14 protein-coding genes are annotated in these 17,937 nt (G+C 63.3%); 6 read left to right on the forward strand and 8 right to left on the reverse strand.

Annotation, left to right across the window (positions count from 1 at the left end):
• Window positions 1-87: 87 nt before the first annotated feature.
• Window positions 88-939 (reverse strand): 23S rRNA (adenine(2030)-N(6))-methyltransferase RlmJ, encoded by an 852-nt coding sequence (locus DEM27_RS03970; RefSeq protein ID WP_109456846.1) that lies wholly within the window; start codon window positions 937-939, stop codon window positions 88-90.
• Window positions 940-1,023: 84 nt separating this feature from the next.
• Here DEM27_RS03970 and DEM27_RS03975 point away from each other — a divergent pair, with 84 nt between their 5' ends.
• Both DEM27_RS03975 and DEM27_RS03980 read left to right on the forward strand, forming a co-directional pair.
• Entirely contained in the window at window positions 1,024-3,150 is a 2,127-nt protein-coding gene (locus tag DEM27_RS03975) for a molybdopterin-containing oxidoreductase family protein (protein WP_109456847.1), read from the forward strand.
• Window positions 3,147-3,752 (forward strand): NUDIX domain-containing protein, encoded by a 606-nt coding sequence (locus tag DEM27_RS03980; RefSeq protein WP_109456848.1) that lies wholly within the window; start codon window positions 3,147-3,149, stop codon window positions 3,750-3,752. Before DEM27_RS03975 ends, DEM27_RS03980 begins: the two co-directional genes overlap by 4 nt.
• On the opposite strand, the gene DEM27_RS03985 is transcribed toward DEM27_RS03980, so the two are convergent.
• The 3 genes from DEM27_RS03985 to purM all read right to left on the reverse strand — a co-directional run bounded on the left by DEM27_RS03985 (window position 3,753) and on the right by purM (window position 6,525).
• Window positions 3,753-4,694, reverse strand: coding sequence for an omptin family outer membrane protease (locus DEM27_RS03985; protein WP_109456849.1), 942 nt, complete (start codon window positions 4,692-4,694; stop codon window positions 3,753-3,755).
• A 101-nt stretch (window positions 4,695-4,795) separates the two neighbouring features.
• Window positions 4,796-5,455 (reverse strand): phosphoribosylglycinamide formyltransferase, encoded by a 660-nt coding sequence (purN, locus tag DEM27_RS03990; protein WP_109456850.1) that lies wholly within the window; start codon window positions 5,453-5,455, stop codon window positions 4,796-4,798.
• The gene (gene purM / locus DEM27_RS03995; RefSeq protein ID WP_109456851.1) at window positions 5,452-6,525 is read right to left on the reverse strand and encodes a phosphoribosylformylglycinamidine cyclo-ligase; all 1,074 of its coding nucleotides are present in this window, start codon (window positions 6,523-6,525) and stop codon (window positions 5,452-5,454) included. The genes purN and purM overlap by 4 nt, the downstream gene beginning before the upstream one ends.
• A gap of 241 nt (window positions 6,526-6,766) precedes the next feature.
• Between purM and DEM27_RS04000 the strand changes: the two genes are divergently transcribed.
• From DEM27_RS04000 to ppx, 4 genes are all read left to right on the forward strand, one after another.
• Window positions 6,767-7,894 (forward strand): AI-2E family transporter, encoded by a 1,128-nt coding sequence (locus DEM27_RS04000; RefSeq protein WP_109456852.1) that lies wholly within the window; start codon window positions 6,767-6,769, stop codon window positions 7,892-7,894.
• Window positions 7,895-7,904: 10 nt separating this feature from the next.
• A complete protein-coding gene (hdaA, locus tag DEM27_RS04005) occupies window positions 7,905-8,618 on the forward strand; it encodes a DnaA regulatory inactivator HdaA (RefSeq protein ID WP_109456853.1) in 714 nt (237 codons plus the stop codon).
• Window positions 8,619-8,682: 64 nt separating this feature from the next.
• Window positions 8,683-10,878, forward strand: a complete 2,196-nt coding sequence (locus tag DEM27_RS04010) for an RNA degradosome polyphosphate kinase (RefSeq protein WP_109456854.1) — start codon at window positions 8,683-8,685, stop codon at window positions 10,876-10,878.
• Window positions 10,879-10,888: 10 nt separating this feature from the next.
• Entirely contained in the window at window positions 10,889-12,409 is a 1,521-nt protein-coding gene (ppx, locus tag DEM27_RS04015; RefSeq protein WP_109456855.1) for an exopolyphosphatase, read from the forward strand.
• Window positions 12,410-12,532: 123 nt separating this feature from the next.
• On the opposite strand, the gene DEM27_RS04020 is transcribed toward ppx, so the two are convergent.
• The 4 genes from DEM27_RS04020 to DEM27_RS04035 all read right to left on the reverse strand — a co-directional run bounded on the left by DEM27_RS04020 (window position 12,533) and on the right by DEM27_RS04035 (window position 17,872).
• A complete protein-coding gene (locus DEM27_RS04020; protein ID WP_109456856.1) occupies window positions 12,533-13,891 on the reverse strand; it encodes an esterase-like activity of phytase family protein in 1,359 nt (452 codons plus the stop codon).
• A 116-nt stretch (window positions 13,892-14,007) separates the two neighbouring features.
• A complete protein-coding gene (locus DEM27_RS04025) occupies window positions 14,008-15,072 on the reverse strand; it encodes an adenylate/guanylate cyclase domain-containing protein (RefSeq protein ID WP_109456857.1) in 1,065 nt (354 codons plus the stop codon).
• 182 nt (window positions 15,073-15,254) lie between these two features.
• Window positions 15,255-16,400 carry a ribonuclease D gene (rnd, locus tag DEM27_RS04030; protein ID WP_109456858.1) on the reverse strand — a complete coding sequence of 382 codons (1,146 nt, stop codon included), beginning with the start codon at window positions 16,398-16,400 and terminating at the stop codon, window positions 15,255-15,257.
• Window positions 16,401-16,477: 77 nt separating this feature from the next.
• Complete coding sequence (locus DEM27_RS04035; protein WP_109456859.1) at window positions 16,478-17,872, reverse strand: multicopper oxidase family protein; 1,395 nt, start codon at window positions 17,870-17,872, stop codon at window positions 16,478-16,480.
• Window positions 17,873-17,937 lie beyond the last annotated feature (65 nt).

Raw genomic sequence — 17,937 nt, forward strand, 5'->3', positions numbered from 1 at the left:
ACTCCTCGGATACTGAATAACAGAATGTTGCCAAAGATGCCGGACGGTCAAGAGGGCGGTGTTGCCCCGGCCGTTGGCAGAGCCCCCTCAATTCTCCCCGCGCAGCCAGAAGGCGCGTTGCGACGCATAACGATCCTGGGCGAGCTTTTCCTTCAGCACCGGCAGCAGCGTGTGCAACTCGTCCTTCAGCGTATAGGGCGGGTTGACGACGATCAGGCCGGAGCCGTTGAGGCCAGTGGTTTCGCGGTCGCTTTTCACCGTCAGTTCGGTGCAGAGCATCTTCCTGATCTCCAGCGCCTTCAGCGCCTCGTGGAAATCGGCGATCGGCGCGCCTTTCTTCATCGGATACCACAGGCAATAGGTGCCGGTGGAAAAACGCCGGTAGGCCTTGGCGAGACCGTCGACCAGTTGCTCGTAGTCGTCGGGTTTTTCGAAAGGCGGGTCGACGAGGACGATGCCGCGCTTTTCCTTCGGCGGCAGATGGGCGCCGAGCGTCAGCCAGCCGTCGAGTTCGGTGACGCGCACCTGGAAATCGCCCTCGAACAACCGGCTGAGGGCGGAAAAATCCTCCGGGTGCAGCTCGATGGCCGAAAGCCGGTCCTGTGGGCGGAACAGCATGCGCGCAAGCTTCGGCGAGCCCGGATAACGCCGCACCCCGCCTTCGGGATTGAGGTCGCGCACGGCGGAGAGATAGGGTTCGAGCAGGGCCGCCGCCGCTTCCGGCAGGTCCGCATCGATCAGGCGGCCGATGCCCTCCTGCCATTCGCCGGTCTTCTGCGCCTCCTCCGAGGTCAGGTCGTAGAGGCCGATGCCGGCGTGCGTGTCGAGAACCCGGAAGGCGCCCTCCTTCTGTTGCGCGTAGCGGATCAGCCGCGCCAGGACCGCATGCTTGAGGACGTCGGCAAAATTGCCCGCGTGATAGATGTGCCGGTAGTTCATGGACGTTCCTGTGAGGGCAATGAAAATTGGCGGCCGGCCGGTTTTGGCCTTTTGGCACCTTGCCTCTTGCAATATAGAAATGACATGAACATTGCGACCCCCATTCACGCCAAATCCCGCATCGGCCATACGGCCTGTCCGCACGACTGTCCCTCCACCTGCGCGCTGGACATCGAGATCAGCGCTGAAGGGCGGATGGGCAGGGTCCGCGGCGCCGAAGACAACAGCTACACCGCCGGCGTCATCTGCGCCAAGGTGGCGCGCTACGCCGAGCGTCTCTACCATCCCGACCGGCTGATGATGCCGAAGCGCCGCAAGGGCGCCAAGGGAGCGGGCAGCTGGCAGGAGATCGGCTGGCAGGATGCGCTCGACGAAATCGCCGACGCCTTCGTCAAGGCGGAAGCCAAACACGGCAGCGAGGCGGTCTGGCCCTATTATTACGCCGGAACCATGGGGCTGGTGCAGCGCGATTCCATCGAGCGGCTGCGGCATGCCAAGAAATATTCCGGCTTTTTCGACACGATCTGCGTCAATATGGCGTGGACCGGCTTCACCATGGCGACCGGCGCGTTGCGCGGCCCCGATCCGCGCGAGATGGCGAAGTCGGATTGCGTGGTGATCTGGGGCACCAATGCGGTCGTCACCCAGGTCAATGTCATGACCCATGCGATCCGCGCCCGCAAGGAACGGGGCGCAAAGATCGTCGTCATCGACATCTACGACAACCCGACGATGAAGCAGGCGGACCTGGCGCTGGTCGTCAGGCCCGGCACCGATGCGGCGCTCGCCTGCGCCGCCATGCACATCGCCTTCCGCGACGGGTATGCCGACCGCGCCTACATGGAAAAATATGCCGACGATCCGGCCGGCCTGGAAGAACATCTGAAAACCCGCACGCCGGAATGGGCGGCCGCCATCACCGGGCTTTCGGTCGAAGAGATCGAGACCTTCGGCCGGCTGATCGGCGAGACGAAAAGGAGCTTCCTGCGGCTCGGCTACGGTTTTACCCGCCAGCGCAACGGCTCGGTCGCCATGCATGCGGCGGCTTCGATCGCCACCGTACTCGGCTCCTGGCAATATGAAGGCGGCGGCGCCTTCCACTCCAACAGCGGCATCTTCAAGTTCGACAATTCCGAACTCGTCGGCTCGCGCATGCGCGACCGGGAGATCCGGGTGCTCGACCAGTCGCAGATCGGCCGCATCCTGACCGGCGACGCCGAGGCGCTGCGCCATCGCGGCCCGGTGACGGCGATGCTGATCCAGAACACCAACCCGGCCTGCGTCATGCCGGAACAGCGGCTCGTCCGCCAGGGTTTCATGCGCGACGACCTTTTCGTCGCCGTGCACGAGCATTTCATGACCGATACCGCCGACCTTGCCGACATCGTGCTGCCGGCGACGATGTTCGTGGAACATGACGACATCTATCGCGGCGGCGGCCAGAGCCACATCCTGCTCGGCCCGAAGCTGGTGGAGCCGCCGGAAACGGTGCGCACCAACCTGTTCGTCATCGAGGAACTGGCCAAGCGCCTCGGCGTCGACGACCGCCCCGGCTTCGGCCTGACGGAACGCGAGATCATCGATCGCATGCTGACGTCAAGCGGCCGGCCGGGCTTCGATTACCTTGCCGACAACAAGTGGCTCGATGCCGGCATCTCCTTCGAAGAGGCGCATTACCTCGACGGCTTCAATTTTCCGGACAGGAAATTCCGCTTCCGCCCCGACTGGGTCAACACGCCGGCGGCGACCCGCCCGCCGCGCTCCCTCGGCACGCTCGGCCCCTACGAGGCGCTGCCGGAATTCCCCGACCATGTCGAACTGATCGAACTGACGGACGAGGAACATCCGTTCCGCCTCGCCACTTCGCCGGCGCGCAATTTTCTGAATTCGAGTTTTACCGAGACAAAAACCTCGATCCAGAAGGAAGGCCGGCCGGAAGTGCTGGTCAATCCTGCCGATGCCGAAGCGAAGGGCATCGCAAGCGGCGACATCGTTACGCTCGGCAACCGCCGTGGCAGCGTGCGGCTGCATGCCAAGGTTTCCGATACCGTCAAGCCTGGCCTCTTGATCGCCGAAGGCATCTGGCCGAACAAGAAACATCTGGATGGCGAGGGCATCAACGTGCTGACCGGCGCCGACCAGGTGGCGCCTTACGGCGGAGCGGCGGTGCACGACAACAAGGTATGGATGGTCAGGGACGCCGCCGGATGACGAAGTTCAAGGACGTGAAGATCGACATCGTCAAGGACGAGACGCTGTCGAAGAACTGGTATCACCTGCGCAACGTCACCTTCGACTATACCGGATCGGACGGCAAGACCGTGCGCCTGAAGCGTGAGGTCTACGACCGCGGCAACGGCGCCACCATCCTGCTTTACGATCCGAAACGGCAATCGGTGATTGTGGTGCGGCAGTTCCGCATGCCGGCGTTTCTCAACGAAAGCTCCGGCTGGCTGATCGAGACGCCCGCCGGCCTGCTCGACGGCGACAATCCCGCCGACGCCATCCGCCGCGAGGTGATGGAGGAGACGGGCTACATCGTCCGCGAGGTGCGGCCGCTGTTTCAAAGCTTCATGTCGCCGGGCGCGGTGACGGAGATCATCCATTTCTTCGTGGCGCTGATCGACGTCACCGAGAAAGCCGGCGACGGCGGTGGACTGATCGACGAATACGAGGATATCGAGGTGATGGAACTCGGCCTCGACGACGCCATGGCGATGATCGAGCGTGGCGAGATCTGCGACGCCAAGACGATCATGATGCTGCAATGGGCGGCACTCAATCGCGGCAAGCTTGCCGCAACCGGCGCGTGATCAGAACGAACCCCGGATGCCGGTGCCGATATAGACCGCGGCAAAACTTCCGGCGGCGCTGTCCTTGTAGGTGGTAGTCTCGCCGGAGACCGTGTTGTTCATCTTGATGTTGCCCTTGCGGAAATCCGTGGTTTCGAAGGAGCCGTCGAGATAAAGCGAGATGCCCTGCGTCAGCTTGTATTCGACACCCGCCTTGCCGCCGAACATGGCAGAGACGGCCAGTTCGTCCTTGAAGCGCAGGTCGCGCATCCAGTGGTCGTCGACATCCTTTGCCTTGATGGTGGCGCCGGCTTCCAGCGCGCCTGTCAGCCGCCAGCGGCCGAGGTCCTGCGAACCGTTCAGCGTCGCGTAGAGAACCGGGATCTTCTGCTGGTAGCTGATGCCGCGTTCGTCCTTGGAGAAGGAGCCGATCGTGTCGCGCGGGGCATCGACGCTGTAGATGAAATTGCCGCCATAGGCGCTCCATTTCACATCGGTGTAACGGCCGCCCAGGCCGAAATTGAGGTTCTGGATATGGTCGCCGAACAGGCGCCGGCTGATCTCGATGCTGCCGGTGTAATAGTGGTCCAGCCGGTTGTCGTCATGGACCGAGCGGTCGCTCCAGCCGCCTTTCGACGTGTTGGCATAGAAGGGCCAGACCCAGTCGTAGTCGGTCATCTGGCCGTCGCCGTCGATACCGACCTTGCCCTCGGCCCTGACCGTCCAACCGCCGCCCACCTCGACGTCCAGCGCGCCGCGCAGCACCTTGACGCCGCGGGATTCCCAATCGAGATGGCTGATCTTCATGCCGTCGGAATGAACCGTTTCCGTGGCATAAAGATTGGCAAGGCCGACGCCGATCGAACCCGAGACCGTTTCGTCCCCGGCAAGCGCGGGAAGGGCCGGCGCCAGGGCGACCGAGGTCAGGCAAGCCAGCAACGCCGGGGACCGGAAGAAGACCATGATGAAACCTCGCAGAACGACGATCGGATTGCGTCAAGCGCAAAAAGGCGATGCGGAACAATTTCTGCGAGTTTGGTAAATTTTCGGTGTATGCGGCGGTGTCAGCCGATGCTGACCAGCGTGCCCGTTTCATCGCTGGCCACGGGGCCGGTAAACACGGCGCGGCCATCACGCATCGACACCTTGCCTTCGGCCAAGAGTTTCAGCGCCAGCGGATAGGTCTTGTGTTCCACGGTCAGGACCCGGGCAGCCAGGGTGTCGGCGCTGTCGGTCGGCAGCACGGGTACGACGGCCTGGGCGATGATCGGGCCTTCGTCCATGCCTTCGGTGACGAAATGCACGGTGCAGCCGGCCACCCGAACGCCGGCATCGATTGCCCGCTGGTGGGTGTGCAGGCCGGCAAACAGCGGCAACAGCGACGGATGGATGTTGATCATCCGCCCTTCGTAGCGATTGATGAACGTGGCGGTCAAAAGCCGCATATAGCCGGCGAGGCAGAGGATATCGGGCGAAAGCGTGTCCAGTGCCGCAAAGATTGCCGCCTCATGCGCTTCCTTGCTGTCAAAGTCCTTGCGCACGAAGGTGAAGGTAGCGATGCCGAGCGCCTCCGCTTTGGCAATGCCACCGGCATCGGCCTTGTCGGAGATGACGCCGACGATTTCAGCGGGGAAGTCCGGCGCGGCGCAGGCCCTGACCAGCGCCAGCATGTTCGAGCCGCCCCCGGAAATGAAGACGACGACGCGTTTGCGCGAAGACGTCATAGGGCGAGCGTGCCCTTGTAGACGGTGCCGGCGCCGCCTTCGGCGCGGGCGATCATCCGGCCGAGCGTCACGACGCTTTCTCCCTGAGCCTCAAGCGCCTGGCTGACTTTTGCGGCATCACCCTCGGCGACGACGACGATCATGCCGATGCCGCAGTTGAACGTGCGCAGCATTTCAGTTGCGGCGACGCCGCCCGTCTTGGCGAGCCAGGAGAAGACCGGCGGCACGGAGACTGCGCCGAGGTCGATTTCGGCGGCAAGGTGCTTCGGCAGGACGCGCGGAATGTTTTCGGGGAAACCGCCGCCGGTGATGTGGGCCAGCGCCTTCAGCGCGCCGGTCTCGCGGATGGCGGCGAGCAGCGGCTTGACGTAGATGCGTGTCGGCGTCAGCAGCGCTTCGCCCAGAGACTTGCCGTCGGCGAAGGGGGCGGGCGCGTCCCAGGCGAGGCCGGAGAGGGTGACGATCTTGCGCACCAGCGAAAAGCCGTTCGAATGCACGCCCGAGGAGGAGAGGCCGAGAATGACGTCGCCTTCGCCGATATCGCCGGAAGGCAAAAGCTTGCCGCGTTCGGCCGCACCCACCGCAAAACCGGCAAGATCGTAATCGCCGTCGGAATACATGCCCGGCATTTCCGCCGTCTCGCCGCCGATCAGCGCGCAGCCCGCCTCGCGGCAGCCGGCGGCAATGCCGGTGACGATCGCAGCCCCCTGGTCCGGATCGAGCTTGCCGGTGGCGAAGTAGTCGAGGAACAACAGCGGCTCGGCGCCCTGCACGACAAGATCGTTGACGCACATGGCGACGAGGTCGATGCCGACGGTGTCGTGCCTGCCGGCATCGATGGCGATCTTCAGCTTGGTGCCGACGCCGTCATTGGCCGCGACGAGGATCGGGTCGTTGAAACCTGCGGCCTTGAGGTCGAACAGGCCGCCGAAGCCGCCGATCTCGCCGTCGGCGCCCGGGCGGCGCGTCGAGCGCACAGCCGGCTTGATCTTCTCCACCATCAGGTTGCCGGCATCGATATCGACGCCCGCATCGCTATAGGTCAAACCGTTCTTGCCCGACTGGCTCATGATGATCTCCGATCGCCCATCCGTGCGGTCAACATACCGCGTCATCTGCCGGTCGCAATTGCATGAGAAGGCCGTTTATGCAAGGCGTGAGCGGACGAAAGCCCCAGTTTCCCGCCGTTTCCCCATCCTTGTGGGGGATTTGCGGCGGCAGGGTTGACCATGTTTGCGCCTGCAGCCTAATTGGGAACGCAGTCCGTGCGGTGCTTCATTGCGACCGGCACGCGGGTCAACGGGAACGATCATGCCACAACATCTCAGCGGCAGCACGCTCAAGCGCCAGGTGTTCTTCTGGCTGTCGGTTCTGGTCGGCTTCATTTTCTTTCTGTTCCTGTTCAGCAGCATCCTGTTGCCCTTCATCGCCGGCATGGCAATCGCCTATTTCCTCGATCCGGTCGCCGACCGGCTGGAGCGCCTGGGCCTCAGCCGCCTGATGGCGACGGTGGTCATCCTGGTGACGTTCCTGGTCGTCTTCGTGCTGGCGCTGATGATCCTCATCCCGGTGCTGGTCAACCAGTTCAACGAATTCGCGCAACGCCTGCCCGGCTATATCGAACAGCTGCGCAACCTGATTGCCGACACCCAGAATTCCGTCCTGCCCGACTGGGTGAAGGCCCAGCTCGTCACCATCAAGGACAATTTTTCCGGTATCCTGTCGGAAGGCATGCGTTTCCTCACCGGCCTGTTCGCCCAGCTCTGGAATTCCGGCAAGGCGATCGTCGACGTCATCTCGCTGCTGATCGTCACGCCGGTCGTTGCTTTCTACATGCTGCTCGACTGGGATCGCATGGTCGCCAAGGTCGATCGCTGGACGCCGCGCGATTATGTCGCCAGCGTTCGCCAGATCGCTCGCGAGATCGACCAGGCCGTCGCCGGCTTCATTCGCGGGCAGGGGTCGCTGTGCCTTATCCTCGGCATCTTCTACGCTGTCGGCCTGTCGCTGGTCGGGCTGAATTTCGGCCTGCTGATCGGGCTTTTCGCCGGCATGATCAGCTTCATTCCGTATGTCGGCTCGCTGGTCGGCCTGGTGCTGGCGGTCGGCGTCGCCATCGTGCAGTTCTGGCCCGATTACATCTGGGTCGGCGTCGTGCTGGCGGTTTTCTTCACCGGCCAGTTCATCGAGGGCAACATCCTGCAGCCCAAGCTCGTCGGCGAAAGCGTCGGCCTGCATCCGGTCTGGCTGATGTTCGCACTGTTTGCCTTCGGCGCCCTGTTCGGTTTCGTCGGCCTGCTGGTCGCCGTGCCGGCCGCCGCCGCCGTGGGCGTGCTTGTCCGCTTCGCGCTCTCCCGCTATCTTGACAGCGATCTCTATTACGGACGCGAGCGGCCCATGCCCTTTGTCCAACCGGTGAAAGAAGACGAGATCCCTTGAGCCTACGACAATGACCGATACCAAAAACACCGATGCAAGGCGCCGCGGTGCGGAGCAACTGACCTTGCGCTTCGGCCACGAGGAAGCGCGGGGTCGCGACGACCTGCTGGTCAGCGATCCGCTGGCCGCTGCCGTGGCGATGGTTGACCGCTGGCCGCAATGGCCGTCGCCCGTCGTCATCCTGGCCGGGCCGGTGGGGTCCGGCAAGTCGCATCTCGCCAGCATCTGGCGCGACCACGCCCACGCCGTCGACATCGTGCCCCTGGCGGGCTCGGGGGCGTCGGAACAGGCAGCGGCCGGACCGGTCATCTTCGAGGATGCCGACAGGGTTGCCTTCGACGAAACCGAACTGTTCCACGTCATCAACAGCGTCCGCCAGCACGGCAACCACCTGCTGATGACCTCACGCCTCTGGCCGATGTCGTGGCCGGTGACGCTGCCGGATCTCAAGTCACGCCTGAAGGCGGCTTCGACCGTCGAAATCGGCGAGCCGGACGAAGATCTGCTGAGCCAGGTGATCGTCAAGCTCTTCGCCGACCGGCAGCTTTATATAGATGACAAACTCGTCGCCTATATCGTCAACCGCATGGAGCGGTCCCTGGAGGCGGCGCAGACCATCGTCGATCGCCTCGACCGTCTGGCGCTGGCCCGCGGAACGCGCATCACCCGGCCGCTGGCCGCGGAGGTCCTGAATGCGTTGGGAAACGACGATCCGCCCGATTGACTGTCATAGAAGTGTCGTCAAACTGTAATACGGGCCAAGGCGGACGAACACAAAGGGCAGGGTTATGGATACGGTGGTAAAAGACATGCAGACCAGGGAGAGCGGTACGGCACCAGCGCCGGAGAACGAGCTTCTGAGCAGCCCGGCCCGCTTCATCAACCGGGAATTCTCCTGGCTGCAGTTCAACCGCCGCGTCCTGGAAGAAACGCTGAACACGGCCCACCCGCTTCTGGAACGTGTCCGCTTCCTGTCGATCTCGGCGGCGAACCTCGACGAATTCTTCATGGTGCGCGTCGCCGGCCTCGAGGGCCAGGTGCGGCAAAGCATCAACGTGCGCAGTCCGGACGGCAAGACGCCTGCCGAGCAGATGGAGGAGATCCTCAAGGAGATCGACAATCTGCAGATGGAGCAGCAGGCGTCGCTGGCGGTGTTGCAGCAATATCTCGCCAAGGAAGACATCCTCATCGTCCGCCCGGCCGCCTTGTCCGAGGACGACCGCACCTGGTTGACCGGTGAATTCGAGCAGTCGATGTTTCCGGTGCTGACGCCGCTGTCGATCGACCCGGCGCATCCATTTCCGTTCATCCCCAACCTCGGCTTTTCGATGGGCCTGCAACTCGTCAGCAAGCGCGACAAGGAGCCGATGACGGCGCTGCTGCGCCTGCCGACGGCACTCGACCGCTTCGTGCGCCTGCCGGACGACGGCCCGGTGATCCGCTATATCACCCTGGAAGACGTCGTCGGCATGTTCATCCACAAGCTTTACCCCGGCTACGAGGTGAAGGGTTTCGGCACCTTCCGGCTCATCCGCGACAGCGATATCGAAGTCGAGGAAGAGGCCGAAGATCTGGTGCGCTACTTCGAGACGGCGCTGAAGCGCCGGCGTCGCGGTTCGGTCATCCGTATCGAGACGGATTCGGAAATGCCGGCATCGCTGCGCCAGTTCGTGGTGCAGGAACTCGGCGTGCCGGAAAACCGCGTCGCGGTGCTGCCCGGTCTGCTGGCGCTCAACACGCTGTCCGAGATCGCCAAGGCGCCGCGCGACGACCTGCGCTTCGAGCCCTACAATGCCCGATTTCCCGAGCGTGTCCGCGACCATGCCGGCGATTGTTTCGCCGCCATCCGCGAAAAGGACATGGTCGTCCACCACCCCTACGAATCCTTCGACGTCGTCGTCCAGTTTCTCCTCCAGGCTGCGCGCGATCCTGACGTTCTGGCGATAAAGCAGACGCTCTATCGCACCTCGAACGACAGCCCGATCGTCCGCGCCCTGATCGATGCCGCCGAGGCCGGAAAATCGGTGACGGCGCTGGTGGAGTTGAAGGCGCGCTTCGACGAGGAGGCCAACATCCGCTGGGCGCGCGACCTGGAGCGGGCCGGCGTGCAGGTGGTCTTCGGCTTCATCGAATTGAAGACGCATGCCAAGATGTCGATGGTCGTCCGCCGCGAGGACGGCAAGCTGCGCACCTATTGCCACCTCGGCACCGGCAACTATCACCCGATCACCGCCAAGATTTACACCGACCTGTCGTTCTTCACCTGCAATCCGACGATTGCCCGCGACATGGCGAATGTCTTCAACTTCATCACCGGCTACGGCGAACCGGCGGCGAGCATGAAGCTTGCCGTCTCGCCATACACCATGCGCTCGCGCATCCTCAGCCATATCGAGGAAGAGACCGTGCATGCCCGCAGCGGCGCGCCGGCGGCGATCTGGATGAAGATGAATTCGCTCGTCGATCCGCAGATCATCGATGCGCTCTACGAGGCGAGCAATGCCGGCGTCGAGATCGATCTCGTGGTGCGCGGCATCTGCTGCCTGCGCCCGCAGGTGCCCGGCCTTTCGGAAAACATCCGTGTCAAATCCATCGTCGGCCGCTTCCTGGAGCACAGCCGCATCTTCTGCTTCGGCAACGGTTTCGGCCTGCCGTCGGAAAGGGCGCTCGTCTATATCGGCTCGGCCGACATGATGCCGCGCAATCTCGACCGGCGCGTCGAGACGCTGGTGCCGCTGATCAACCCGACGGTGCACGCGCAGGTCCTCTCCCAGATCATGCTGGGCAATCTGATTGACAACCAGCAGAGCTACGAGATATTGCCGGATGGTACATCCAGGCGCATGGAAGTGCGCCAAGGCGAAGAGCCTTTTAACGCGCAGCATTACTTCATGACCAATCCCAGCCTTTCAGGCCGGGGGGAGGCTCTGAACTCCAGTGCGCCCAAACTCATAGCCGGCTGGATTTCCGGCAAGAAGAGATAACTGGAATTGCATGGTTGAATCTGAAGCTCAGGGGCGGCTACCTGGCATAGCTCCCGTTTCCGTCGTCGATATCGGTTCGAATTCCATTCGTCTGGTCATCTACGAGGGCTTGTCGCGGTCTCCGACCATTCTTTTCAACGAAAAGGTCTTGTGCGGCCTCGGCAAGGGAATGGCGCTGACGGGCAAGATGGACGAGGACAGCGTCCAGCGGGCGCTGTCGGCCCTGCATCGCTTCCGGGCGCTGTCGGACCAGGGACGGGCAAGGACCATGTACGTGCTCGCCACGGCGGCGGCGCGTGAATCGAGCAACGGCCCCGACTTCATCCACGCCGCCGAGCAGATCCTCGGCCAGCCGGTGCGGGTTCTGTCCGGCGAGGAAGAGGCGCAGTTTTCGGCGCTCGGCATCATCAGCGGCTTTTATGATCCCGACGGCATCGTCGGCGATCTCGGCGGCGGCTCCCTGGAACTGATCGACATCAAGGGCAAGGATTTCGGCAAGGGCATCACCCTGCCGCTCGGCGGCCTGCGCCTTTCCGAATATGCCGGCAACTCGCTGACCAAGGCGAGCAATTTCGCCCGAAAGCACATCAAGGGCGCCGATCTGCTGAAGAACGGCGCCGGCCGCACCTTCTATGCGGTGGGCGGCACCTGGCGCAACATCGCCAAGCTGCACATGGAGATGCGGCAATATCCGCTGCACATGATGCAGGGCTACGAACTGTCGCTCGCCGAAGCGCTGCGCTTTCTCGACGAAGTGGTGCAATCGCGGGATTCGAAGAACCCCGCCTTCGCCGCCGTTTCCAAGAATCGCCGCGGCCTGCTTCCCTTTGGCGCCATCGCCATGCGCGAGGTCCTCGATGCGATGAAGCCGGCCAAGATCTCCTTCTCGGCGCAGGGCGTGCGCGAAGGATATCTTTATTCGCTGCTGTCCGAAGACGAGCGCCGGATGGACCCGCTGCTGGCGGCGGCGGACGAACTGGCGATCCTGCGCGCCCGCTCCCCGGAGCATGCCCGCGAACTGGCCGAATGGACCGGCCGGATGATACCCTATTTCGGCATCGAGGAAACCGTAGAAGAAAGCCGTTATCGCCAGGCCGCCTGCCTGCTGGCGGACATCAGTTGGCGCGCCCATCCGGATTATCGCGGCCTGCAGGCGCTGAACATCATCGCCCATTCCTCCTTCGTCGGTATCACCCATCCCGGCCGCGCCTTCATCGCGCTGACCAACTATTACCGTTTCGAAGGGCTGCACGACGACGGCGCCACCGGACCGCTGGCGGCAATCGCCACCCAGCACTATATCGACCGCGCCAAGCTGCTCGGCGGCCTTTTGCGGGTGGTTTACCTGTTCTCGGCCTCGATGCCCGGCATCGTCCGCCATCTCGGCCTGCGCCGCTCGAGCAACCCGGACATCGACCTCGAATTCGTCGTGCCGCACGACTATATCGGCTTTGCCGGCGAACGCCTGGACGGACGGCTGCAGCAACTGGGCAAGCTGACCGGGCGGCGGCTGGCTTTCGTGTTCGAGTAAAGTTCATACGATCGCCTGTCGGTTGGAGAGGCGATGTGTTTGTCGAAGAAAAACGCGACACCGTCAGGGGTCGCCTACTTCGCTTGGGGCGGCCATGATCGACCGCCCCGACATTCTGGGCGATTACTTCGCGTTCAGGAATTCGCCGGCTTCCAGCAGGCTGAATTCGTTGTTGTCGGCCTTGTCCACGGCGCGGCCGGCGGAGAAGGGCAGGTTGTTGTCGTTGCCGATGATGATGTGGGTGGCGTCGACGCGGTCGACGTTCTCGATCGTCACGAACGGCATGTCGTAGATGCCTGCCTGGCTGCCGGCCTGCTTCTTGTTGTCGGGGTCCTCGATCTTCAGGAGGTCGATGTAGCCGATCTTGCGGGCGGCCTGGCCGACGTTTGCGTCGTTGAACTCGATCTTGTAGACGCGCTTCAGCACGGCCGGCGTGTCGAAGCAATCCGGCTGCGGCTGCTTCGGATCGGCGCAGGCCTTGTCCGGCGTGCCGGCGCCGTTGTCACGTTCGATCACGAGGGCGGTGGTTTCGTCCAGCATGTTGAAGTCGCCGATCGCCGCGCCCTTCTCGTCCAGCGGATAGAGCCAGCTGCGGCCCGTCCAGGCCTTGCCGGCGACGTCGAACTCGATGATGCGGGTCGCCGTCTTGCCGTCGGCCTTCTCGACCGAGCCGTCCTCGAGGAAGAGCGGGCCTTCGAGCAGGCCGTAGAGCTTGGAGCCGTCCTTGCTCATCGCCAGGCCTTCGAAGCCGCCGGAGCGCTTCAGGTTGAAGGCTGGCAGCTTTAGCGTCGGATTGGCCGGAACGGCCAGCGTCGGATTGTCTGGCGAGGTCACCGGCTTGCCGTCGACGAGCGTCGGGAAGACGTCGGTGAGGCGGCCTTCGGTGTCGAACTTCAGGAGGTAGGGACCGAATTCTTCGCCGATCCAGAAGCCGTCAGCGGTCGGCTGGATCGATTCGACGTCGAAGTCGGCGCCGGTCAGGTAACGCTTTTCAGCGCCTTCGAGGGTGATCGGGAACGGCGCCTTCTTGTCCGGGTCGGAGAGGAAGATGTGCTTGACGACGTCGGCCTTGCCGGTGGCCCAGTCGAACTTGACGTTGTGCAGCATCAGCGCGGCGTCGGACGAATTCATCTTCGAGCCGAAACCGTTGTCGGAAAGCGACCAGAACGAGCCGTCCTCCATGGTCTTGATGCCGGAGAAGCCCTGCATCGGCTGGCCGTCGAAGGGCAGCTTGACGTCGGTGACGCGTGCGCCGTCCTTGCCCGGAACGGTGCCGAATGCCTCGGTGCGCTTGCGGTCGGGCGTCGTGAACTTGCCGGCGCTCTTCAGGAATTCGGGGGCATCGGCAGGGGCGGCAATGATGGTGTTTGCCGGAATGATGACCTGGCCGACCAGCTTGGCCTTGAACTCGGTTTCGTCGGCGAATGCCTGGCCGGCGAAGAGCAGGCCGAGTGCCGCGGACGTCAAAAGGATTTTGTTCATCGTTTCAACCCTATGGAATGGAGGATAACGATGGATGCGTTAAGGCGCGAAGATGTCGCTGAAATAAAGGTCCGGTGAAGCTTTGGTGACGGGCAACAACGGCGACAACACGGATTCTACTCCGCCGGCTGCCCCACGATCCGCGCCTGCAGCAGGTTTGCAGCACTTTCGCGAACGCGCGTCAGCGCCATCACTCCGATCTTCTGGCCACGGCCGCGCAGGGCGTGTTCGCCGAGATAGTCGGCGTTGATCGTCGGCGGCAGCGTCAGGCGCTGGGCCAGTTCCTCCGAGATCAGCACGGGCCGCTCCAGCGAACGGCAGAGGCTTTCCAGCCGGGCCGTGGTGTTCACCGTGTCGCCGAAATAGGCGATCTTGTGGTGGTCGACGCCGATTTCGGCGGTGATGATCTCGCCGCCGTGCAGGGCCGCGCGCAAACGCGGCATCTGGCCGAACTTGGCGATCCATTTGCCCGAATTGCCCTCGATCTGCTCGATGATTTCGAAGACGCAGTTGACGCAGCGGGCATGCTTGATGCCGCGCTCCAGCGGCCAGGTGATGATCACCGCATCGCCGATATAGTCGTCGATCGCACCCCTGTATCGGCGGACGGGCTCGGCAAGCGCGGTAAACAGGGCGGCCAGGAATTGCTGGGTGCGCAGGTCGCCGTGCTTTTCGGCAAAGGAGGTCGAGCCGACCAGGTCGATGAACAGGAACACCCGTTCTTCCTGAACCGGCTTGCGATAGCGGCCGAGCAGCAGGTTGGTGAAGATGTCGCGGCCGAGAAGTTCGCGGACGCGCAGGATGAAGGTGATCGTGCCGGTGACGACGAAGGTGTAGATCACCACGTTCCACGGCAGGATGAAGATTTCCTTCCATGGCTCCGAAATGGCACCGACGAGATTGAGCACCGTTCCGCCGGCGATATAACCGGCAAGGATCAGGATGTAATAGGCAATCATCGACAAAAGCAGGAAGGCCGGTGTCGACAGCCCGTGCAGCCAGGCATGGAAGCGCGGCAGCGCCACGCGCCGCTCGAAGGCGATCAGCGGCATGCCGATGAAAAGGGAAAAGATCGCGCCGATCACCGGACGGCCGCCGTAGACGAGCATGCTGTAGACAACGCCACTCAGCGCGACTGCGGCCACGACTAGGGTCCAGGAAATGATGGCATCCCGTTTCATAGAGCGATCCAGCAGTTTTGGCCGGCGCTTTCAAGCCCGGACACCATTTGAGCGAATATAGGTGGCTGCGACCGGCTTCGCCAGCGATTCGGCCTCGCCCCGGCGGAAATCTCCGCTGCCCAAAGCAATTCCAGCACAAGCAAGAGGCGGTTTGCACCCGGAATTGCGTAAGAACAAAGGCTTTAAAGCTGGACGGCCTCGACCCGTTTGCCAACGAAACGCAGCGCGACACCGCCGTTGATCAACTGCAAGGCGGTTTCGCCGAAGAGGTCGCGGCGCCAGCCCGACAGGGCAGGGACTTCGGCCTTGTCGCCCTCCGAGGCGATCTTTTCCAGGTCGTCGCTGTTGGCGAGCACCTTGGCGGCGACACCGTGCTTTTCCGCCGTCAGCTTGAGCAGGACCTTGAGCAGTTCGGTGGCGGCGGCAGCCCCTTCGGGCGCCTGGTTGTGGCGGGGCACGTGCGGCATCTCGGATTTCGGCAGGGCAAGCGCTTCGTTGACGGCTTCGACGACGGCAGTACCGCCGGCCGAGCGCTCCCAGCCCCTGGCGACGGTGCGCAGGCGCGACAGCGCCTCGGTGTCCTTCGGCTGCTGCTGTGCGATTTCGTAGATGGTGTCGTCCTTCAGCACCCGCGAGCGCGGCACGTTGCGGCTGCGCGCCTCGCGCTCGCGCCAGGCGGCGACGTATTTCAGCACGGCAAGTTCCTGTGGCTTCTTCAGCCGCATCTTCAGCCGCTGCCAGGCGTCGTCGGGATGGATATCGTAGGTTTCGCGCGCTTCGAGGATGTCCATTTCCTCGCGCAGCCAGGAGGCGCGGCCTTCACGCTCGAGCTGTGCCTTGAGGGCGAGGTAGATCTCGCGCAGATGCGTGACGTCGGCCAGCGCATAATCGAGCTGCTTTTCCGACAGCGGCCTTCGGCTCCAGTCGGTGAAGCGCGAGGATTTGTCGATCTGCACGCCCTTCACCCGCTGCACCAGCTGGTCGTAGGAGACCGAATCGCCGAAACCGCAGACCATGGCGGCGACCTGCGTATCGAAGATCGGATGCGGGATGAGATTGCCGAGGTGATAGACGATTTCGATATCCTGCCGCGCCGCGTGAAACACCTTCAGCACGCCGGGATTGGCCATCAGCTCGAAGAACGGCGTCAGGTCCAAGCCTTTCGCCAGCGGATCGACCAGGACTTCCGTGTCGGGGCTCGCCATCTGGATCAGGCACAGCTCCGGCCAGAAGGTCGTCTCGCGGAGAAATTCCGTATCGATGGTGATGAAGTCGGATTTGGCGAGTTCTGCGCAGGCTGCCTTCAGGTCGGCGGTGGTTTCGATCATCTCAATTCATTCGTCGGACAGGGATCAATCTTTTGATCTTTCCTTCTCCTTTCGGCCTCCGATGTCAATACGAGCGCTTACGCGACGCGCAAATAGCCGGTCATGCCGGTCTTTTGATGCTCGATGATGTGGCAATGAAACACCCAGTCGCCAGGATTGTCCGCCACGACGGCGAGCTGCACCTTTTCATCGGGAAGAATGAGATAGGTGTCGGAGACGAATTGCTGCACCGGCCTTGCGGAGGAGGAAACCACCTTGAAGCTCATGCCGTGCATGTGGATCGGGTGGATATGCGGCGTCGGATTGGCGACGTCGAGGACATAACTCCTGCCGAGCTTCATCTCGGCGAGCGGCGCGGTCGGATCGGCGGTGTCGCCGGGCCAGGGCCGCTTGTTGATCGCCCAGAAGGAATAACCGAGCGTGCCGCAGATGCTGTCGACCGCGGCATTTTCCGCCGTGGCGCTGAGGACGAGCGGGATGTCTTGCGCCGTGCCGAGATCCGGTTCCGGCACCGGGTTCCTGCCGAGCGGGCCGATATCCCTGAGATCGCGCTTCAGCGAAGGTCCGGTGGCCCGCAGCCGGGCGAGGATTTTTGGCTTCGATCCCCGGATGTCTTCCAGCTCGACGATCGTGCCTTCCGTATCCGGCATGCGGACGGCGAGGTCGAGCCGCTGGCCCGGGCCGATCATCAGGAAATCCAGGGCAAAACGGTTCGGCACCGGATTGCCGTCGATGGCGATCACATGGGCCTCCGCGCCGTTCAGTTTCAGCGAATAGATGCGCGTCACGTCGCTGATCACCAGGCGCAGGCGCAGCAACCCGCCGGCGGGAGCGTCATATTGCGGTTCCCGCTGCCAGTTGGCGGTTCGCAGCGTGCCGTAGGTGCCGGCCTTGGCCGCATCGCGCGCCTTGAACTGCTCGATGAACTGGCCGTTGCCGCCGAGCCGCCAGTCACGCAGGTTGAGGGCGATCTCGGCGTCGAAAACCGGATCGTCCGGGTCCTCGACGATCAGCATGCCGGTCATGCCCCGGCCCATCTGCGTTAGCGTGTTGCAATGGGGGTGATACCAGAAGGTGCCGGCATCCGGCGGGGTGAAAAGATAATCGAAGCCGTCGCCGGTATAGACGTATGGCTGCGTCAGGAAAGGAACGCCGTCCATCCTGTTGTCGATGCGCAACCCGTGCCAGTGGATGGTGGTCGGCTCGTCGAGGCGGTTTTCCAGCCGGGCGGCAAAGGGTTTTCCTTTGGCGATCCTCAGCGTCGGCGGCATGCCGTCGTTGCCATAGGTCATCACGCCCCTGGTGGCGGCAGTCTCAGCGAGGGCGGCGTCCGTCGAGCGTGCTTCGAGCAGCACCGGCTTGGGCTGGGCAAAGGCGGGGCCGAAGCGGGCGGCGGCACCGATGCCGAGACCGTAGGCTCCGGCGACGAGCGCCGAGGCTTTGAGCAGGTTGCGGCGGCTGAACTGGGCCATGGTGGTCTCCGGCTTGGTGTCTTCCTATTCTTAAAATTGAGCAAGCCTGTCATCAATGCCTTGCC

The sequence above is a fragment of the Rhizobium album genome (assembly GCF_003122325.1).
GTDB classification, from domain to species: Bacteria; Pseudomonadota; Alphaproteobacteria; order Rhizobiales; family Rhizobiaceae; genus Metarhizobium; species Metarhizobium album.

What these genes read in the sequence shown, in the direction of transcription:
- DEM27_RS03975 (WP_109456847.1), top strand. Translation starts at nt 1,024, where the DNA reads ATGAACATTGCGACCCCCATTCACGCCAAATCCCGCATCGGCCATACG.
- DEM27_RS04010 (WP_109456854.1), top strand. Translation starts at nt 8,683, where the DNA reads ATGGATACGGTGGTAAAAGACATGCAGACCAGGGAGAGCGGTACGGCA.
- DEM27_RS03970 (WP_109456846.1), bottom strand. Translation starts at nt 939, where the DNA reads ATGAACTACCGGCACATCTATCACGCGGGCAATTTTGCCGACGTCCTC.
- ppx (WP_109456855.1), top strand. Translation starts at nt 10,889, where the DNA reads ATGGTTGAATCTGAAGCTCAGGGGCGGCTACCTGGCATAGCTCCCGTT.
- DEM27_RS03985 (WP_109456849.1), bottom strand. Translation starts at nt 4,694, where the DNA reads ATGGTCTTCTTCCGGTCCCCGGCGTTGCTGGCTTGCCTGACCTCGGTC.
- DEM27_RS04035 (WP_109456859.1), bottom strand. Translation starts at nt 17,872, where the DNA reads ATGGCCCAGTTCAGCCGCCGCAACCTGCTCAAAGCCTCGGCGCTCGTC.
- DEM27_RS03980 (WP_109456848.1), top strand. Translation starts at nt 3,147, where the DNA reads ATGACGAAGTTCAAGGACGTGAAGATCGACATCGTCAAGGACGAGACG.
- DEM27_RS04025 (WP_109456857.1), bottom strand. Translation starts at nt 15,072, where the DNA reads ATGAAACGGGATGCCATCATTTCCTGGACCCTAGTCGTGGCCGCAGTC.
- rnd (WP_109456858.1), bottom strand. Translation starts at nt 16,400, where the DNA reads ATGATCGAAACCACCGCCGACCTGAAGGCAGCCTGCGCAGAACTCGCC.
- hdaA (WP_109456853.1), top strand. Translation starts at nt 7,905, where the DNA reads ATGACCGATACCAAAAACACCGATGCAAGGCGCCGCGGTGCGGAGCAA.
- DEM27_RS04000 (WP_109456852.1), top strand. Translation starts at nt 6,767, where the DNA reads ATGCCACAACATCTCAGCGGCAGCACGCTCAAGCGCCAGGTGTTCTTC.
- purM (WP_109456851.1), bottom strand. Translation starts at nt 6,525, where the DNA reads ATGAGCCAGTCGGGCAAGAACGGTTTGACCTATAGCGATGCGGGCGTC.
- DEM27_RS04020 (WP_109456856.1), bottom strand. Translation starts at nt 13,891, where the DNA reads ATGAACAAAATCCTTTTGACGTCCGCGGCACTCGGCCTGCTCTTCGCC.
- purN (WP_109456850.1), bottom strand. Translation starts at nt 5,455, where the DNA reads ATGACGTCTTCGCGCAAACGCGTCGTCGTCTTCATTTCCGGGGGCGGC.